Source organism: Achromobacter sp. 1L-A-4-B-C2 (assembly GCF_057291955.1).
Genome location: NZ_JBXAWP010000006.1, coordinates 171,392 through 187,241 on the forward strand (window position 1 = coordinate 171,392; position 15,850 = coordinate 187,241).

Annotated in this window: 12 protein-coding genes; 8 read left to right on the plus strand and 4 right to left on the minus strand. The window is 65.0% G+C overall.

The annotated features are described in order from the left end of the window. The first annotated feature begins 23 nt into the window (after window positions 1-23). The 3 genes from AC0Z35_RS25915 (at window position 24) to AC0Z35_RS25925 (ending at window position 3,126) form a co-directional block, all read left to right on the plus strand. Window positions 24-1,436, plus strand: coding sequence for an acyl-CoA dehydrogenase family protein (locus tag AC0Z35_RS25915; RefSeq protein ID WP_485133220.1), 1,413 nt, complete (start codon window positions 24-26; stop codon window positions 1,434-1,436). 214 nt (window positions 1,437-1,650) lie between these two features. Then, a complete protein-coding gene (locus AC0Z35_RS25920; protein ID WP_046804063.1) occupies window positions 1,651-2,556 on the plus strand; it encodes a LysR family transcriptional regulator in 906 nt (301 codons plus the stop codon). Between the two features lie 129 nt (window positions 2,557-2,685). Continuing rightward, a complete protein-coding gene (locus AC0Z35_RS25925) occupies window positions 2,686-3,126 on the plus strand; it encodes a CBS domain-containing protein (protein WP_046804064.1) in 441 nt (146 codons plus the stop codon). A gap of 93 nt (window positions 3,127-3,219) precedes the next feature. Here AC0Z35_RS25925 and AC0Z35_RS25930 read toward each other — a convergent pair whose 3' ends face one another. Continuing rightward, the gene (locus AC0Z35_RS25930; RefSeq protein ID WP_485133219.1) at window positions 3,220-3,984 is read right to left on the minus strand and encodes a TSUP family transporter; all 765 of its coding nucleotides are present in this window, start codon (window positions 3,982-3,984) and stop codon (window positions 3,220-3,222) included. A gap of 202 nt (window positions 3,985-4,186) precedes the next feature. On the opposite strand from AC0Z35_RS25930, the gene AC0Z35_RS25935 reads away from it, so the two are divergent. The 4 genes from AC0Z35_RS25935 (at window position 4,187) to AC0Z35_RS25950 (ending at window position 9,761) form a co-directional block, all read left to right on the plus strand. Next, complete coding sequence (locus tag AC0Z35_RS25935) at window positions 4,187-5,071, plus strand: FxLYD domain-containing protein (protein WP_219990556.1); 885 nt, start codon at window positions 4,187-4,189, stop codon at window positions 5,069-5,071. After that, window positions 5,061-5,987: an FxLYD domain-containing protein gene (locus AC0Z35_RS25940; RefSeq protein ID WP_485133218.1), complete on the plus strand. Its 927-nt coding sequence runs from the start codon at window positions 5,061-5,063 to the stop codon at window positions 5,985-5,987. The genes AC0Z35_RS25935 and AC0Z35_RS25940 overlap by 11 nt, the downstream gene beginning before the upstream one ends. Window positions 5,988-6,230: 243 nt before the next feature. After that, window positions 6,231-8,822: a bifunctional aconitate hydratase 2/2-methylisocitrate dehydratase gene (gene acnB / locus AC0Z35_RS25945; RefSeq protein WP_104144292.1), complete on the plus strand. Its 2,592-nt coding sequence runs from the start codon at window positions 6,231-6,233 to the stop codon at window positions 8,820-8,822. Window positions 8,823-9,161: 339 nt separating this feature from the next. Further along, window positions 9,162-9,761, plus strand: a complete 600-nt coding sequence (locus tag AC0Z35_RS25950) for a transglycosylase SLT domain-containing protein (RefSeq protein ID WP_046804069.1) — start codon at window positions 9,162-9,164, stop codon at window positions 9,759-9,761. Window positions 9,762-9,998: 237 nt separating this feature from the next. On the opposite strand, the gene AC0Z35_RS25955 is transcribed toward AC0Z35_RS25950, so the two are convergent. Then, complete coding sequence (locus tag AC0Z35_RS25955; RefSeq protein WP_046804070.1) at window positions 9,999-12,236, minus strand: TonB-dependent receptor; 2,238 nt, start codon at window positions 12,234-12,236, stop codon at window positions 9,999-10,001. Between the two features lie 259 nt (window positions 12,237-12,495). Further along, window positions 12,496-13,635, minus strand: a complete 1,140-nt coding sequence (locus AC0Z35_RS25960; RefSeq protein ID WP_485133217.1) for a pirin family protein — start codon at window positions 13,633-13,635, stop codon at window positions 12,496-12,498. 166 nt (window positions 13,636-13,801) lie between these two features. Between AC0Z35_RS25960 and AC0Z35_RS25965 the strand changes: the two genes are divergently transcribed. After that, window positions 13,802-14,710: a LysR substrate-binding domain-containing protein gene (locus AC0Z35_RS25965; RefSeq protein ID WP_485133216.1), complete on the plus strand. Its 909-nt coding sequence runs from the start codon at window positions 13,802-13,804 to the stop codon at window positions 14,708-14,710. A 75-nt stretch (window positions 14,711-14,785) separates the two neighbouring features. Here AC0Z35_RS25965 and AC0Z35_RS25970 read toward each other — a convergent pair whose 3' ends face one another. After that, window positions 14,786-15,781 (minus strand): Bug family tripartite tricarboxylate transporter substrate binding protein, encoded by a 996-nt coding sequence (locus AC0Z35_RS25970; protein ID WP_319302542.1) that lies wholly within the window; start codon window positions 15,779-15,781, stop codon window positions 14,786-14,788. Window positions 15,782-15,850 lie beyond the last annotated feature (69 nt).

Below are 15,850 nucleotides of genomic sequence, written 5' to 3' on the forward strand. Positions count from 1 at the left end.
TACGGACGGACAAGGGCTACATCATGAACAACGCTGGCGACACGCTTTCCGACAACCTGCTGGGCGACGCGGCCGAACGCCTGTTCGCCCAAACCTGCACGCCCGCGCTGCTGCGCGCCGCCGAGCAGGGGCAGCCCATTGATGCCGCGTGGCGGGCGTGCGAGGACGCGGGATTCGCCGATGCGCTGGTGCCCGAGTCGCTGGGCGGCGCCGGGCTGCCCTTGGCGGCGGCACTGCCGGTGGTGCTGGCGGCAGGCCGTCACCTGTGCCCCTACCCCATCGCACATACGATGCTGGCGCGCGGCTGGCTGGCGGCCCACGGACATGCGTGCCCGGCGGGGCCGATCGCGCTGGCGCCGCACGGACTGTCCGTGGCCGACCACCGCATCGCCGGCAAGAACGTGCCCTGGATACGCGTGGCCAGCCACGTGCTGGCGCAGATCAATGGACAAGCGTGGCTGTTGCCCGTGCAAGCGGCCGATGTGCAGAGCAACGGCATACATGGCTCGCTGGACGGCGAGGCGTCATGGGCGTTGGCCGACTCCCAATGCCTGGGCCCTATCCGCGCAAGCGATGAACAAAACGGGCGGGACGGGCGGCAGGGCCGGCAGGGGCGGAACGGGCACGACGGGCAGGACGGACAGGACGGGCGACAGGGGCAGGACGGGCAGGACGGGCGAGACGGGCACAACGGGCACAACGGGCAGCGCGCGGCCGATACGCCGGATGCCCTGGCCCTGCTGGCCGCCACGGCCTACGCGGGCCTGATGGCCGGCGCAATGGAGCGCGTGTTGGCGATGACCCTGGACTACGCCAACACACGGGCTCAATTCGGCAAGTCCATCGGCCGCTTCCAGGCGGTGCAGCAGCAGATCAGCGTGATGGCCGAAGAGGTGTGGGCAGCGAACATGGCCGCGCAGCTGGCGTTTCAAAGCCAGGACACGCAGCCCGGCAATTTGCCCCGAGTGATGGCCGGTGCGCTGCCCAATGCGATGCCGGGTGAGACGCCCGGTTCGATCCCCAGCGCGATGCCGGCAGCGACGCCCGGTGCGACGCCCGGTGCAATGCCCGGCGCGAGGCCCAGCGCGATGCCCGGTGCAATGCCCAGCGCGATGCCCAGCGCGATGCCCAGCGCGACGCCCGGTGCGACGCCCGGTGTGATGCCCAGCGTGATGCCCGGTGCGATGCAAGCTGCCGTCGGCAAAGCGCGAACCAGCCAGGCGGCGCCGCGGGTGGCCGACATCGCCCACGCGGTGCATGGCGCCATCGGCGTCACCGCCGAATTCGACTTGCAGCTTTACACGAGCCGCCTGCGCGACTGGCGGTTGGCGGCGGGGTCGGAATCCTTCTGGCATGCACACATCGGCGCCCATGCGTTGCAAGGCGAAGACAGTGCACTGCACCTCATCCGCCGCGTGGCGCAGGGTCAAGCCTGACGCGGCGATACCGCAAGGGATAGCCCGGATGCCGGCGGCGATCCACCGCACGGCACACCGCGCGATACCAAGCCCCACACACCACATCACCACATCACACACATCACACACATCGCCACACGCAGCGCCACACACATTCGCGACACACAGCACCACACACAGCACCACACACAGCACGTATCATCGAAAGCCCATGCCGCCCTGGACCCCTTCCATGGACTTTCGCCACTTGCAGCAATTCCTGGTGCTTGCCGACACGCTGAACTTTCACCGCGCGGCCGAAAAGCTGCATATGTCGCAACCGCCGCTGTCGGTGTCGATCCGCAAGCTGGAAGAGATGGTGGGTGTGCCGCTGTTCGTGCGTGGCCGGCAAGGCGTGCAGCTGACCGAGGCCGGGCTGGCGGCGCTGGATGAAGCGCGCCGCGCGCTGTTTCATGCCGAGCAATTCCGGCTGGCTGCCCGTGCCGGGGCTGTCGGTGAAGGCGGCACCGTCCGTATCGGTTTCGTCGGATCCGCCACGCACGCCATCTTGCCGCGCGTGCTGCCCTTGTTTCGCCAACGCTATCCGGGCGTGACAGTGGTGCTGCGCGAAGCCACCTCGATACGCATCATGCAGGACCTGGCCGAGGACGCGCTGGAAGTGGGCATCGTGCGTGTGCCGGTGGCCATGGGCTCGCGCGTGCGGCTGGCGCCGCTGACCACCGAAAATTTCGTGCTGGCCGTGCACAACAGCCATCCGCTGGCCCGCCGCGGCCGCATCCGGCTGGCCGACCTGGCCGACGAACCCTTCATCATGTACACCGCCACCGAGGCGGCCGGCCTGCGCATGGCCGCCATCAACGCCTGCCAGCTGCGCGGCTTCACGCCCCGCATCGCGCAGGAAGCCGTGCAGGTGCAAACCCTGTTGAGCCTGGTGGAAAGCGGCTTGGGCGTGGCGCTGGTGCCGGCCGGCGCCCGCCGCCACCCCAGCCCCAACGTGGTCACTAAAACGCTTGCCGATTTTCCGGCGGACGCGTCGATCGGGATCTCGCTGGCATGGAACCCGGGGGCCGAACGCAGCGCCGCGCGCAACCTGCGCGAAGTGGCCGCCCACGCCTTCCGGCCCAAGGCGGCCAAATAGGCCCCGCTTGCGGCAAGGTGGCCAGCAGGCTTAGGATGGAGCATGACCGCGCCGCGGCGCCCTGGCCGTTATCCAAGGGCGCGACGCGCGGTTGGCGTTTGAACCTTGTCAGCGATCCGGGAGCACATCGTGAAAACAGTGGCTGAGATTCTCAGGGAAAAGTCCAACAATGCCGTCGTGACGGTTTCACCGGATTCCTCGGTGTTCGACGCCATCAAGACCATGGCCGAACGCAGCATCGGCGCAGTGGTGGTCGTGCAAGGGGATACGGTGCTGGGCATGCTGTCCGAGCGCGACTACGCCCGCAAAGTCGTCCTGCAAGACCGCTCGTCGCGCAGCACCAAAGTGCGCGACATCATGACCGACTCGGTGTATTACGTGGGCCCGGGCGATACGCGCGAGCACTGTATGGCCATGATGACCGAACGGCATTTCCGCCATCTTCCGGTCATCGACAACGAAAAGCTCATCGGCCTGCTGTCCATCGGCGATCTGGTCAAGGACATCATGAGCGAACAGAAATTCATCATCCACGAGCTGGAACGCTACATCAGCGGCGGCCACGCGTAATCAGTGGCGGCCACGCGTAATCAGCGGCGGCCAAGCCCCGTCAGCGGCAGCACGCGCAAGTGCCGCGCGCCGTTGTCCCATCGCCCCTGGCGGCTACCCGGCCGCCAGTATCCGCGCCGCCGGCACGATCAGGCCCATGCCGGCCGCCAGCAGCAGCACGAACACCATCCGCTTCACGGTCTTCATGGAGTCCGCCGTGCTGTAGCGCCGCGCCACCCACGTCACCCCGATCACCACGGGCAGCGCCTGCACGCTAAGCCAGAATGACGACGCCATGAAGTGGCCCTGCCCCGTCACCAGCGCCAGCCGCACCACGGCATTGAGCGAGAACAGCACCAGCAGGCTGTTGCGGATGGACGCCAGCGGCAAGGGCTGGCGATACAGGTGATACACCATCGGCGGGCCGGCGCTGGAGAACAGGCCGCCCAATACGCCCGAAATGCCCCCGAAGAACAAAAAGGACGCCTTGGACGACAAGCGTTCCAATGGCTTGGCGCGCGCCACCAGCAGCACCGCGCAGGCCAGGATGGTGATGCCCAGCAACAGTTGCAGCAGAACCGTCATGGATCCGCTGATCCACGTCAGCGCGGCCACACCCACGGCAACGCCCACCAGGCTGGCGACCATGGCCGGGCGCATCAGCGACCAGTTCACTTGCGGCTTGGCGCGCGCCAGCGTGACGGCGGCGTTCACCAGCGACAGCACGCTGACCACGTTGGCCACTTCGGCCACCGAGGCCAGCTGAAATACGCCGGACAGACCCAGTAGCACCAGCCCGAACGCGAAGCCGGTCATGGTCTGGGCATAGGTGGCCAGCGCCACGCAGGCCAGAAACAGCAGGTGATGGGAAATGCTCATGCGTGGGGCCGGGTTTTTGTCGCGGCGATGATATCACCCGGACGAACAGCGTTCGTTTGTCGCGATAAGGCGGCGGGGCGTCGCTTTTGGCACATATCGTCACAACTAGAAGCGCACCTGCACCCCGCCCCCGGCGCGCTGCCGCTATCCTTGCCGCCCTGTCCGTCCCCCATGCACGCTCCGCCAGCATGACGCCAAACGCATGACACCAAAACACACGACGATCAACACGGTCACGCTGACCTGCTCCACTTGCGGCAGCGCGCAATTCACCAAACTGGCCCCCAACGAATACCGCTGCAACCATTGCCACGCCTTGACGCTGGTGGAGGACGACGTTGCCCAGCGGCTTGAAAAGATATTGCGCGGCATGCAGCAGCCGGCCAGGCCAGCGCAGATCAAGCCCAGTGCGCTGGCGGCCATCGTGCTGGTAGTGGTTGCCGTGATTTTCGTGCCGCTGGTGGCGTCGATGCTGACGTCCAGCCCGTCGACCCCTTACCGCCCAACGCCCGTCGCCCCGCCCATTGACGCGTCGCTGGTCAAACTGACGGACGTGCGCGAAGTCCAGATCCGCGGCCGCAAGCAGCTGGTGATGATCATGCGCAACGAAACGGGCAAGAAGATCGACGTGCCGCGTGTCACGGCAACGTTCTTCCAGGGCGACCTGACGCTGACGTCGACCCTGTCCACGCCATCGCCACGGTCACTGGAACCGGGCGAATACGCGCCGGTGCTGATCTCGGCCCCTGAAAAAGCCTACTCGCGCTACGAATTACAGGTCGCCACGCCGACGCCGGCGCGCGGCAAGAACAACGACGTGTCCGCCAGCAAGGTGCAGCTGGTGAAGAACGACGGCGCGTATCGCCTGGTCGGCCTGCTCAAGAACGACGGCGCCAAAGAGGCCGGCGCCGCGCAGATCACCGTGCTGCTCTACGGCCAGGACGGCGCGTTGATCGGCACCGGCAACGGCTATGGCAGCGCGGGCGCGTTGGCGTCGGGCGCCATGACGGCGTTCGACGTGCGCTGCGAAATGCTTGGCGACGACAAGGTCGCGTCCTACGACTACATGGTGCAAAGTGAAAGCTGACCGTTCCCAATCCAAGCCGCTTGCCTGGCCGGCCAAAACCGCACTGGTGCTGCTGATGCTGGCGGCGGCCGGCGTGGCGCTGACCCAGTACACCGCCGTTGGCCCCTGGGTGGCGAACAAGCTGGGGCATGAAACGCCGGCCGGGTCCGCCAACACGGCCGTGGCCAAGCCGGCAGAGGATGCGCCTAAGGAAACCGCTTCCACCAGCCGCATGCACCGCGTCAGCCCCGCGAATGTGCGGGTTATCGACCACGTGCGTCTGTCCACCGAAGAACTGCTGGACCCGAACTTCGCGTTGTTGGACCCGAAGGCATTCAGCTTGTCGGCGCCACGCCGCCTGCTGGATGAAATCGAGCGGCCGGTGATGTTCGCGGAGCTGTCCAACACCAGCACCACCGACATTGCCCTGTCGCCCCGCGTTGAAATTTCGGTGTTTGACGGCTCTCGACCGTTGAACCTGCGCCAGGAATGGACCTTGCCCACGCACCTTTACCCCGGCGAGCGGGTGCCGGTGATGCTGTCGGGCAGCAGCTTCGAACGGGTGACCGAGGTCAAGACCAACTGGTTGCCGGCCAAACGCGCCGCCCTGCCCGGCCCGCGTCCCAAGCTGGCCGTCACGGTTGAAAACACCGAGGCCGGGATCGGCACCGGCACGCTGAATTTCAGCTATCGCTATCGTTACAAATACGTCACGGTTCACGGCCGCGTTAGCAACGAGGATCAGGTCGACGTGGAAAACGTGCGGGTCTGGGTCAGCTTGTACGACGCGCAGGACAAGCTATCGGGCGCCCTGTTCAAGGAATTGCGCCTGCCCAAGCTCAAGCCGGGCGAGAGCGCCCCGTTCGAAATGGACGTGAAGCAATTTGGTGGCAATTTTGCCCGGGTTGCCGTCGTTTATGACGTAGCCACGCGCTAGGATTGCGCCTGCCCGTCCAGTATTGAATTCGTAATGGCGGCCATCGAGCCGCCATTTTGCTGGCTGGCGCCCTTCGCTGCGGGCGGCAACGGCGCGCCGTCTGCTTCCCAACGTCGCCGCTCAACAACAAGGGACGGACCATAGTCTTATATAAGATATAAGACATTTGCTTGCCGCCCCCTCTTCCCTCTACAATTCCGGCCGACAACCCTTCTTCCAACCCGACTTTTGAGCAGGCCTCACATGCTGGATAACTACCGCCAACACGTTGCCGAACGCGCGGCTCTGGGGATTCCCCCGCTGCCCCTGACGGCTAAACAAACCGCCGAACTGATCGAACTGCTGAAGAACCCGCCCGCTGGCGAAGAGCAGAATCTGGTCGAACTGTTGACCCACCGTGTGCCGGCCGGCGTGGACGATGCCGCCAAGGTGAAGGCGTCCTACCTGGCCGCCGTGGCGCTGGGCAAGGAAGCTTGTGCGCTGATCAGCCGTGCCAAGGCGACCGAACTGCTGGGCACGATGCTCGGCGGCTACAACATTGGCCCGCTGGTCGACCTGCTGGATGACGCGGAAATCGGCACCATCGCCGCCGATGCGCTGAAAAAGACCCTGTTGATGTTCGACGCCTTCCATGACGTGAAGGAAAAGGCCGACAAGGGCAACGCCAACGCCAAGTCCGTGATGCAAAGCTGGGCCGACGCCGAATGGTTCACCAGCCGTCCGGAACTGCCGGAAAGCCTGACCATCACCGTCTTCAAGGTGCCTGGCGAAACCAACACCGACGACCTGTCGCCCGCGCCCGACGCCACGACCCGCCCCGACATCCCGATGCACGCCCTGGCGATGCTGAAGAACAAGCGCGACGGCGCGGCGTTCGAACCGGAAGAAGACGGCAAGCGCGGCCCGGTCAAGTTCATTGAATCGCTGAAAGAAAAGGGCCACCTGGTCGCCTACGTGGGCGACGTGGTCGGCACGGGTTCGTCGCGCAAATCGGCGACCAACTCGGTGCTGTGGTTCACAGGCGAAGACATCCCCTTCGTGCCGAACAAGCGCTTTGGCGGCGTGTGCCTGGGCAACAAGATTGCCCCGATCTTCTACAACACGATGGAAGACGCCGGCGCGCTGCCGATCGAACTGGACGTGTCCAAGATGGAAATGGGCGACGTCGTTGAACTGCGCCCCTACGATGGCAAGGCGTTGAAGAACGGCGAAGTCATCGCTGAATTCGAAGTGAAGTCCGACGTGCTGTTCGACGAAGTGCGCGCCGGTGGCCGCATTCCGCTGATCATCGGCCGTGGCCTGACCAGCAAGGCGCGGGAAGCACTGGGCCTGGCCCCGTCGACGCTGTTCCGCCTGCCGAAAGACCCGGTCGACACCGGCAAGGGTTACACGCTGGCCCAGAAGATGGTTGGCCGTGCCTGCGGCCTGCCGGACGGCAAGGGCATCCGCCCGGGCACCTACTGCGAACCGAAGATGACCTCGGTCGGCAGCCAGGACACCACCGGCCCGATGACCCGCGACGAACTGAAGGACCTGGCTTGCCTGGGCTTCTCGGCCGACCTGGTGATGCAGTCGTTCTGCCACACCGCCGCCTACCCCAAGCCCGTGGACGTCAAGACGCACCACACGCTGCCTGAATTCATCAGCACCCGTGGCGGCGTGTCGCTGCGCCCGGGTGATGGCGTGATCCACTCGTGGCTGAACCGCATGCTGTTGCCCGACACCGTCGGCACCGGCGGCGACTCGCACACGCGCTTCCCCATCGGCATTTCGTTCCCGGCCGGTTCGGGCCTGGTCGCCTTTGCCGCCGCCACCGGCGTGATGCCGCTGGACATGCCGGAATCGGTGCTGGTCCGCTTCAAGGGCAAGCTGCAACCCGGCGTCACCCTGCGTGACCTGGTCAACGCCATCCCGCTGTACGCCATCAAGCAAGGCCTGCTGACGGTGGCCAAGCAAGGCAAGAAGAACATTTTCTCGGGCCGCATCCTGGAAATCGAAGGCCTGCCGGACCTGAAGGTCGAGCAAGCTTTTGAACTGTCGGATGCGTCCGCTGAACGTTCGGCTGCCGGTTGCTCGGTGTTCCTGAACAAGGAACCGATCATCGAATACATCAACAGCAACATCGTGATGTTGAAGTGGATGATCGCCAACGGCTACGAAGACGAACGCACGCTGGGCCGCCGTATCAAGGCCATGGAAGCCTGGCTGGCGGACCCCAAGCTGCTGGAGCCGGACGCCGACGCCGAATACGCCGCCGTCATCGAAATCGACCTGGCCGACGTGCACGAGCCCATCGTGGCCTGCCCGAACGACCCGGACGACGTCAAGACGCTGTCGGAAGTTGCCGGCGCCAAGATCGACGAAGTGTTCATCGGCAGCTGCATGACGAACATCGGCCACTTCCGCGCGGCGTCCAAGCTGCTGGAAGGCAAGCGCGACATCCCGGTCAAGCTGTGGGTTGCCCCGCCGACCAAGATGGACGCCACGCAGTTGACCGAAGAAGGCCACTACGGCGTCTTCGGCACCGCCGGCGCCCGCACGGAAATGCCGGGCTGCTCGCTGTGCATGGGTAACCAGGCACAAGTGCGCGAAGGCGCAACGGTGATGTCGACCAGCACCCGCAACTTCCCGAACCGCCTGGGCAAGAACACGAACGTGTACCTGGGTTCGGCCGAACTTGCCGCCATCTGCTCGAAGCTGGGCCGCATCCCGACCAAGGACGAGTACATGGCAGACATGGGCGTCATCAACAAGAGCAGCGACCAGATCTACCAGTACCTGAACTTCGACAAGATCGCCGACTACAAGGACGTGGCCGACGTGATCGAGGTGTAAGCCTTTCAGGCGTAAGCCTGATGCGTGTACGCGTTATGCGTGTACGCCATATGCGATAGCCGGTCTCTGTGCCGGCTTTCCACGCAGACAACGGCCCCGGAGCAATCCGGGGCCGTTTGCCATCTGGCGCCGTTTGCAATCCGGCGCCGTTCGCTTCGGGCGGCGGCTTATCCGGCGTCCTTCCCCGCGACCAGCCAGGCCCGCCCACCCATTTCAGGGACGGAACTTTTCCGGCGATACGTTTTCATACAATCGCGGTATCTTGTGACACCATCAACAGTCGTCACACCCCGGGCGCTGCCTTCAACCGCGCCCCCACCCCAAGGAGGAAGCCCGCCAATGACCCGGCTTTTGCTGCCGCCGCTGCTACTGCTGGCGCTTGCCGGCTGCGCCACGGCGCCGCCATCGAACCCCGAGAACATTTGCGCGATCTTCCGAGAAAAGCCCGACTGGCACGACGCCGCCCTGAAGGTGCAGAAGAAATGGGGCGCGCCCGTGCCGGTGCCCATGGCGATGATGTACCAGGAATCCTCCTTCAAGCAGGACGCCGTGCCGCCCCGCTACTACTTCCTGGGCATCATCCCCTGGGGCCGCGTCAGCTCCGCCTACGGCTACGCCCAGGCCAAGGACGAAACCTGGGCCGACTACAAGCGCGAAGCCGGCGGCTGGGGCTCAAGCCGCGACGACTTTGCCGACGCGCTCGACTTCATGGGCTGGTACATGAGCAAGTCGCAACGCCTCAACGGCATCTCGAAGTGGGACGCCTACGGGCAGTACCTGAACTACCACGAAGGCTGGACCGGCTACCGCAACCGCAGCTACGACCGCAAGGCATGGTTGAAAACGGTGTCGCAAAAGGTGCAGGCACGCGCGGAAAAATTCACGTCGCAATACAAAAGCTGCGAAAGCGACCTGACGCGTGGGGGGTGGTTGTGGTGAGCCGATAGCAACTGCCGCGCTTGCCTTGATCTCTATACAAAAATTTGTATAACCGCCACATGAAAGGCCCAGAACTCGTCACCTTTTTGGGTACGGCACTTGACGATCCGCGGGCCTGCAAGTGCATATGACGATTCAGGAAGCAGTGTGATCGGCGATTGAGACGCCCTTTCCAAAACAAAAAAATCCCGGCCTGGGCCGGGATTTTTTTCGCTTGCGTGACTTAGCCTGCGGCGATCAGAAGTCCATGCTGGCCGACAGCAGGAACGTGCGCGGGCCGCCAAGGACCAGGTAGCCGTTGCCGGGGTACCCGCCAACCGACGACCAGTAGTTGCGATTGGCGATGTTCTCAACGCGGGCGCGCAGGGTCACGACGTGGCCGTCGACGTCCGTCATGTAGCGCAGACCGGCGTCAAAGCGCGTCCAGCCGGGGACTTTCAGGGTGTTGGCGTCGTCAGCGTACGACGAACCGGTGTAGACCACACGGCCATCGACGGCCAGCCCTTGCACGCCGGGGATATCCCATTCCACGCCCATGTTGGCCTGGAAGCGAGGCACGCCGATCACACGGTTGCCGTCGATTGATGGCTTGCCGGTAGAACGCTGCTCGGCGTCCAACCACGTGAGTCCGCCGAGAACGCGAACAGACTGGATCGGCTCGCCATAGACCGTCAGTTCTACGCCTTGGTGCCGGTCTTTACCGGAGGCCGTCAGCTCGTTGTTGGCGTTGTATGCGGACCGCGGCTTGTCGGTAGAAAACAGTGCAAGGCCCGCCCCCAGCCCGTCGCCTTCGTACTTTGCGCCAATCTCCTTTTGTTTGGAGACATAGGGCGACAGCACTGTACCAACGTTGGGTACGGGTTTGCCGTTAGCGTTCGCGGGAGCCGTATCGCCCTGCACTAGCGCTTCAATGTAGTTGGCATACAGAGAGACACTTGGCGCCACCTTAAAAACAACACCAGCGGCCGGCGAATTTCGGCTCTTGTCGTATGCACCCGTTTCGTTGCCCCCGTTACCGGTCCCGTTGTCGTAGGAATAGCTGCGAGTCGACATACGTTGATGGCGGATGCCCAAGGTCAGCAGCACCTTGTCGTCCAGGAACGACATCGTGTCGCCCAAGGCGTAGCTGCTCATGCGCGTGCGTCCTTGCAAGGCGGGGTTGTCGATATCGTTGCCCCGCAAAGCACCGGCACTGAACGCCGGCTTGTCGTACGAAATCGGATCGTAGATGTTCGTCGGATACGTGTTGCCGAAATCCATGATGTACGCGTTCTTCTTCTTCAGATCGAAGAAGGAAGCCGACACCACCACTTCATGGCCGACGGGGCCGGTGCGCAGCTTGGCACGCAGGCCCACTTCACCCGTGTTGACGCTGTCTTCGCGCGTATTGTCGAAGCGATAGAAGTTGCCCGCGCCCGTGCTGCCATTGGTCAACGTCACGTTGCCCAGCGAATTCGCCTCATCGCTGCGGCGAAAGCCGTATGCCGCCCAACCCGTCAGCTTGTCGCTGAAATCATGCTCCGCGCGCAGCGTGCCGAACACGTCGCGTTCATTGGAATACGACCACGGCTGCGCATAGTTCGAGCTGGCGTCCGGGGCGTCGGGAACGGTGGTTACCGTCGAGCCCATCGTCACATTCGGACGCGGCCGCTTCAGCTTGTTTTCCTGCCAGCCGATATCGCCCGACAAGCGCGTATCCGCCGACCGCCAGTCGATACCCAGGGACACCAGGCTGGTACGCGAATGTTCGTCGTCGATCCCCGTGTCGCCGCTGCGTTGCGCGGCGTTCAGGCGGATGCCCGTGCTGTCGTCGGGACCAAAACGGCGCGCGATGTCGGTCGACAGCTGGAACTGGCCGCCGCTGCCCACGCCGGTGGTGACACGCGTCAGCGGTTCGTTGGGCGCGCGCTTGGGCACCAGGTTGATCACGCCGCCGATGCCGCCGCCGCCCGGCGTTGCACCCGTCAGGAACGCCGTTGCACCGCGCAGGACTTCCACGCGCTCGAACAATTCGGTGGCAATGTACTGGCGCGGCAGCAGGCTGTACAAGCCGTTGTACGCCACGTCGTCCGAACTCAGGATGAAGCCGCGAATGAAGTAGGACTCTTGGAAATTGCCGAAGCCACGCGCCACGCGCACGCCGGAATCGTTCTGCAAGACATCGCCCACGCTGCGCGCCTGCTTGTCCTGGATCAGCTCGTTCGTGTAGCTGGTAATGCTGAACGGCGTGCTCATGTTGTCTTGCGTGCCCAGGATGCCTACTCGGCCTCCCGTGGCCACCTGCCCGCCCGCAAAGGGCACCGCCAAGCCGCCCGCCGAGGCGTCGGCGCTGGCTTCGACCTTGATCGCTTCCATCGACACAACGGAGCCGCCGGCGGTGCCGGTTTGCGCAGGGACGGGGGTGGCGGTTTGAGCGTGGACGGCGCTGATGCACGGCAGCGTTGCGGCCACGCAGGCAAGTGTTCGAATTTTCATATCGGGGTCAGGGGACGGTAAGTGCGCGTTGCCGCGCGGAGAAACACACAATCCCGATGGAATGACGCACGGAAAACGGCGTATCAGCTGGCACTACCGCGAAAGCCTGGCACCAGGCCCTGACCGAGCCCGTTCACCCAGGGGTCTTGAGGTCTTAAGGCGCAAATATTATCAAATCGATAATCATTCTCACTCGTCCCCGTTTTCGCTTTTACGCGACGTTGCCGTCACGCAACAAACAGCCCTGATGGAATCAGGGTCATGGAGGGACGGACTCGGAGCCGGCGCGGCGACGTGGGGTGGTCGGCATGGTGCCGGCGGTGGTCGTGGGAGCGGCTGGGCCTGCGACAGCAGCCGTGGTCGTGGCTTTGGCTGTGGCTTTGGCTTTGGCTTTGGCTGTGGCTGGGGCTGGGGCTGGGGCTGGGGCTGCGGCAGCGGCCGCGGATGTGGTTGTGACTTCGGCAGCGGCTCCGGCTCTGGCTGTGGCCGTGGCTTTGGCCTTCGCTGTGACAGGCGCCGCAGTTGTGCCAGCGGGCACACCCCGCGTGGACACCGGCCCGCCTGCTGGCCCGCCCACCAGCACGAAGTGCACCGGCGCCCTGCCCGCCATCAATACCAACACGCCTTCCTCATTCCCCGCCGACGCGGATGCGCACGTGGACGCGGACGCCGTCAGCGCGCAGCCCGTGTCCAACACGGCGAAGTCGGGATCCCCGCCCATCTGCTTGGGCAACGCCGGCGCGCCGGTGCGGCGGTGCCGCGCGCGCACGCCCAGCTCACCAGACACGACGTAAAGCCAGGCGTTCCAGCCGGGCGGCAACGGCACCAGCTGCGTCGCCCCCGGGCGCAGCCACCCATCCAGGACCAACATCGATGCCGCCGTCACCAGCGCCGATTGCCAGCCCCCATGGCTGCCCGCCACCACGCGAATACGGCCGGCGTCAGTCTGAATCACCGGCATCTCCCAGCCCCGGATCAACGCGGGCGCGGGGCTGCCCGCATCCGCCGCGTCCAGCGGACCCACGACAATACGCAAGCCGTTCAGCCGCCAACCACTGGGCCGCGCGCCATTGGCCGGCTGGCGCACCCGGGTAGCGCCGGCGTCCGCCCGCGCCCAATGCAGGTCGCCCGCCTGCACGTCCCGGTCATCGCCGTCGGCACCGGGGCTGAGCAGGCTGCCCCGCGTATCTTCCAGCAGCAAGGTGGCGACGTAGCAGCCGGGGCGCGGCTCGGGCGGCCACGGGGCCGGCGCGGCCGAGGCCGTCATGTCGAAATGGTCGACCCTGATGACGGGGGATGAGCCACGGGAAAAGTCGGTGTGGCGAAACGTGCGCGTGATGCAGCAATCGCCGGCCGGTTCGGGCTGGCTCGCCGCGACGTTACTAAGATGAATGGTCAAAAAGGCGCTGCCTGGAGTGGGTCGCGCCAATGTGAAAGGGGGTGGCGCCGACTGACGCAGAGCTTATGCGTTCCACCTGGCGGACAGTAGAGGCCAATTTCAGGAATATTTGTCATGCGGTACAGGACAATCCGCGCCCGCCTCCTCTTTTGCGCCTTGCCCCTCTATGTACCCCCACATTCATCACCTGGACGACCTGCTGCTCTTTAGCGAAGTCGTCGCCAAAGGCGGATTTTCGGCAGCGGCGCGTGTGTTGAATATGCAACGTTCCAAGCTGAGCCGGCGCGTGGCCGAACTGGAAGCGCGGCTGGGCGTGCGCCTGCTTCAGCGCAATACCCGGCGGGTGTCGTTGACCCCGATGGGCGAGCAGATCTACGTGCACGCCCAAGCCGTGGCGCGCGAGGCCCGCACCGCGTTTGAGCTGGCGGCCTCCATGGGCGACACACCCAGCGGCTTGTTGCGTATCACCGCGCCGTCGCCGCTGGCGGTAACGTTGCTGGGCGAAATGGTGGCCCGTTTTTGCATCGCGCATCCCGGCGTGCGCGTGTTGCTGGACACGCGCGACGAAATCATCGACCTGGTGGGCGAAGGCTACGACCTGGCGTTTCGCGCAATGGGCGCCCCGCTGACGGATTCCCGGCTGATCGGTCGCGAGCTGGCGCTGGTACCGCTGACCCTGGTGGGCGCCCCGGCACTGGCGCAGGCGCGCCCGCGTCATCCACGCGATCTGGCCGCGCTGCCGCTGCTGGCGCACGCCACGCAGGACAGTCGCCAGATCTGGCGCTTTACCGGCCCGGCGGGCGAAACAGAATCACTGGAATTCCAGCCGAAATGCCTGAGCAGCAACATGGCCACGCTGCGATCCATGGTGCGCGCGGGCCTGGGCGTGGGGCTGCTGCCGCACTATCTGTGCGCCAACATGCTGGCCAGGGGCGAACTGATCGCCATCCTGCCCGGCTGGCAGGCCGCGCCCTCGCGCATCTACGCAATCATGCCAGCCCGCCGTGGCGAGCCCCTGGCCTTGCGCCGTTTTCTGGAAATCGCAGCGGCTGAACTGCCGGCCATGCTGGCGTAAGCCGCGCGGCCCCTTGGCAGCGCGAACCCACCGCGCGGCCGGCCGCGCCGCCCTTGGGGGTTGAGCTGGGCCGTATCAATCCAGCTTGATGTTGTTGGCCCGGATGACTTCGCCCCAACGCTGGCGGTCATCGCGCACATAGCCGTCGGTCTCGGCTTGATCGCGCGGCGCCTGGATTACCAAGCCCAGGGTCTGGAATCGTTCACGAAATTCCGCTTGCCGCAGCACGTTATTGACGGCCTGCTGCAACACGGTCGTCTCTTGCGGCGGCGTGCCCGCCGGCACCGCCACGCCGAACCAGGTCGCCGCGCGAAAACCCGGGAAGCCGCTTTCGGCAACCGTCGGCACGTCCGGCAGCACGGGCAGGCGCTCGGCCGTCGTCACCGCCAAAGCCTTGATTTTTCCCTCTTTCACCAGCGGCAAAGACGTGCTGATTACGTCCACCATCAGTTGCGTGTCGTTGGCCATCAGCGAGCTCAAAGCGGGCGCACTGCCGTTGTAGGGAATGTGCGCCACGTCCATGCCCGTGCGCGACTTCAGCAGTTCGGTGGCCAGTTGCAGCGGGTTGCCGATGCCGACGGACGCATAGTTCAGCTTGCCGGGATGCGCCTGGGAGTAGCCCACGAACTGAGCCAGCGTGGTGGCCGGCACCTGGTTATTGGCGACCACCACCAGCGGCAGTTCGGCCACTACCGACAACACGCGAAAATCGCGCTCGGCGTTGTAGGAAATTTTGCGATAAAGCGCCGGGTTCAGCACCATGCTGGCATTGCTGGCCAACAGCAAGGTGTAGCCGTCCGCCTGCGCGCGGGCTACCTGAGTAGCGGCAATCATGGTGTTTGCGCCCGGCTTGTTTTCAACAACGACCGGTTGCGCCAACTCGCGTGACAGGCGTTCGGCCAACGTGCGAGACAACTGGTCGGCCGCGCCGCCCGGCGTGTACGGCACCACCAGCTTAAGCGGCCTGTCCGGAAACGTCTCGGCCCACACCGGCGCGGACATCGACACGGCACCGCTGCACAGCAGCACTGCGGCCGCGACGCGACCCACCCAACGGTTGATCTTCAACATGCTTGTCTCCCGAGTCTTTGGCGACTCTTATCTTGGTACGAGCCCCGCGCACGTACGCACGCGGGGGTA

Excerpts from the sequence above, each read along its gene's own strand:
- AC0Z35_RS25915 (WP_485133220.1), top strand. The coding sequence starts at position 24 with ATGAACAACGCTGGCGACACGCTTTCCGACAACCTGCTGGGCGACGCG.
- AC0Z35_RS25920 (WP_046804063.1), top strand. The coding sequence starts at position 1,651 with ATGGACTTTCGCCACTTGCAGCAATTCCTGGTGCTTGCCGACACGCTG.
- AC0Z35_RS25930 (WP_485133219.1), bottom strand. The coding sequence starts at position 3,984 with ATGAGCATTTCCCATCACCTGCTGTTTCTGGCCTGCGTGGCGCTGGCC.
- AC0Z35_RS25935 (WP_219990556.1), top strand. The coding sequence starts at position 4,187 with ATGACACCAAAACACACGACGATCAACACGGTCACGCTGACCTGCTCC.
- acnB (WP_104144292.1), top strand. The coding sequence starts at position 6,231 with ATGCTGGATAACTACCGCCAACACGTTGCCGAACGCGCGGCTCTGGGG.
- AC0Z35_RS25950 (WP_046804069.1), top strand. The coding sequence starts at position 9,162 with ATGACCCGGCTTTTGCTGCCGCCGCTGCTACTGCTGGCGCTTGCCGGC.
- AC0Z35_RS25955 (WP_046804070.1), bottom strand. The coding sequence starts at position 12,236 with ATGAAAATTCGAACACTTGCCTGCGTGGCCGCAACGCTGCCGTGCATC.
- AC0Z35_RS25965 (WP_485133216.1), top strand. The coding sequence starts at position 13,802 with ATGTACCCCCACATTCATCACCTGGACGACCTGCTGCTCTTTAGCGAA.
- AC0Z35_RS25970 (WP_319302542.1), bottom strand. The coding sequence starts at position 15,781 with ATGTTGAAGATCAACCGTTGGGTGGGTCGCGTCGCGGCCGCAGTGCTG.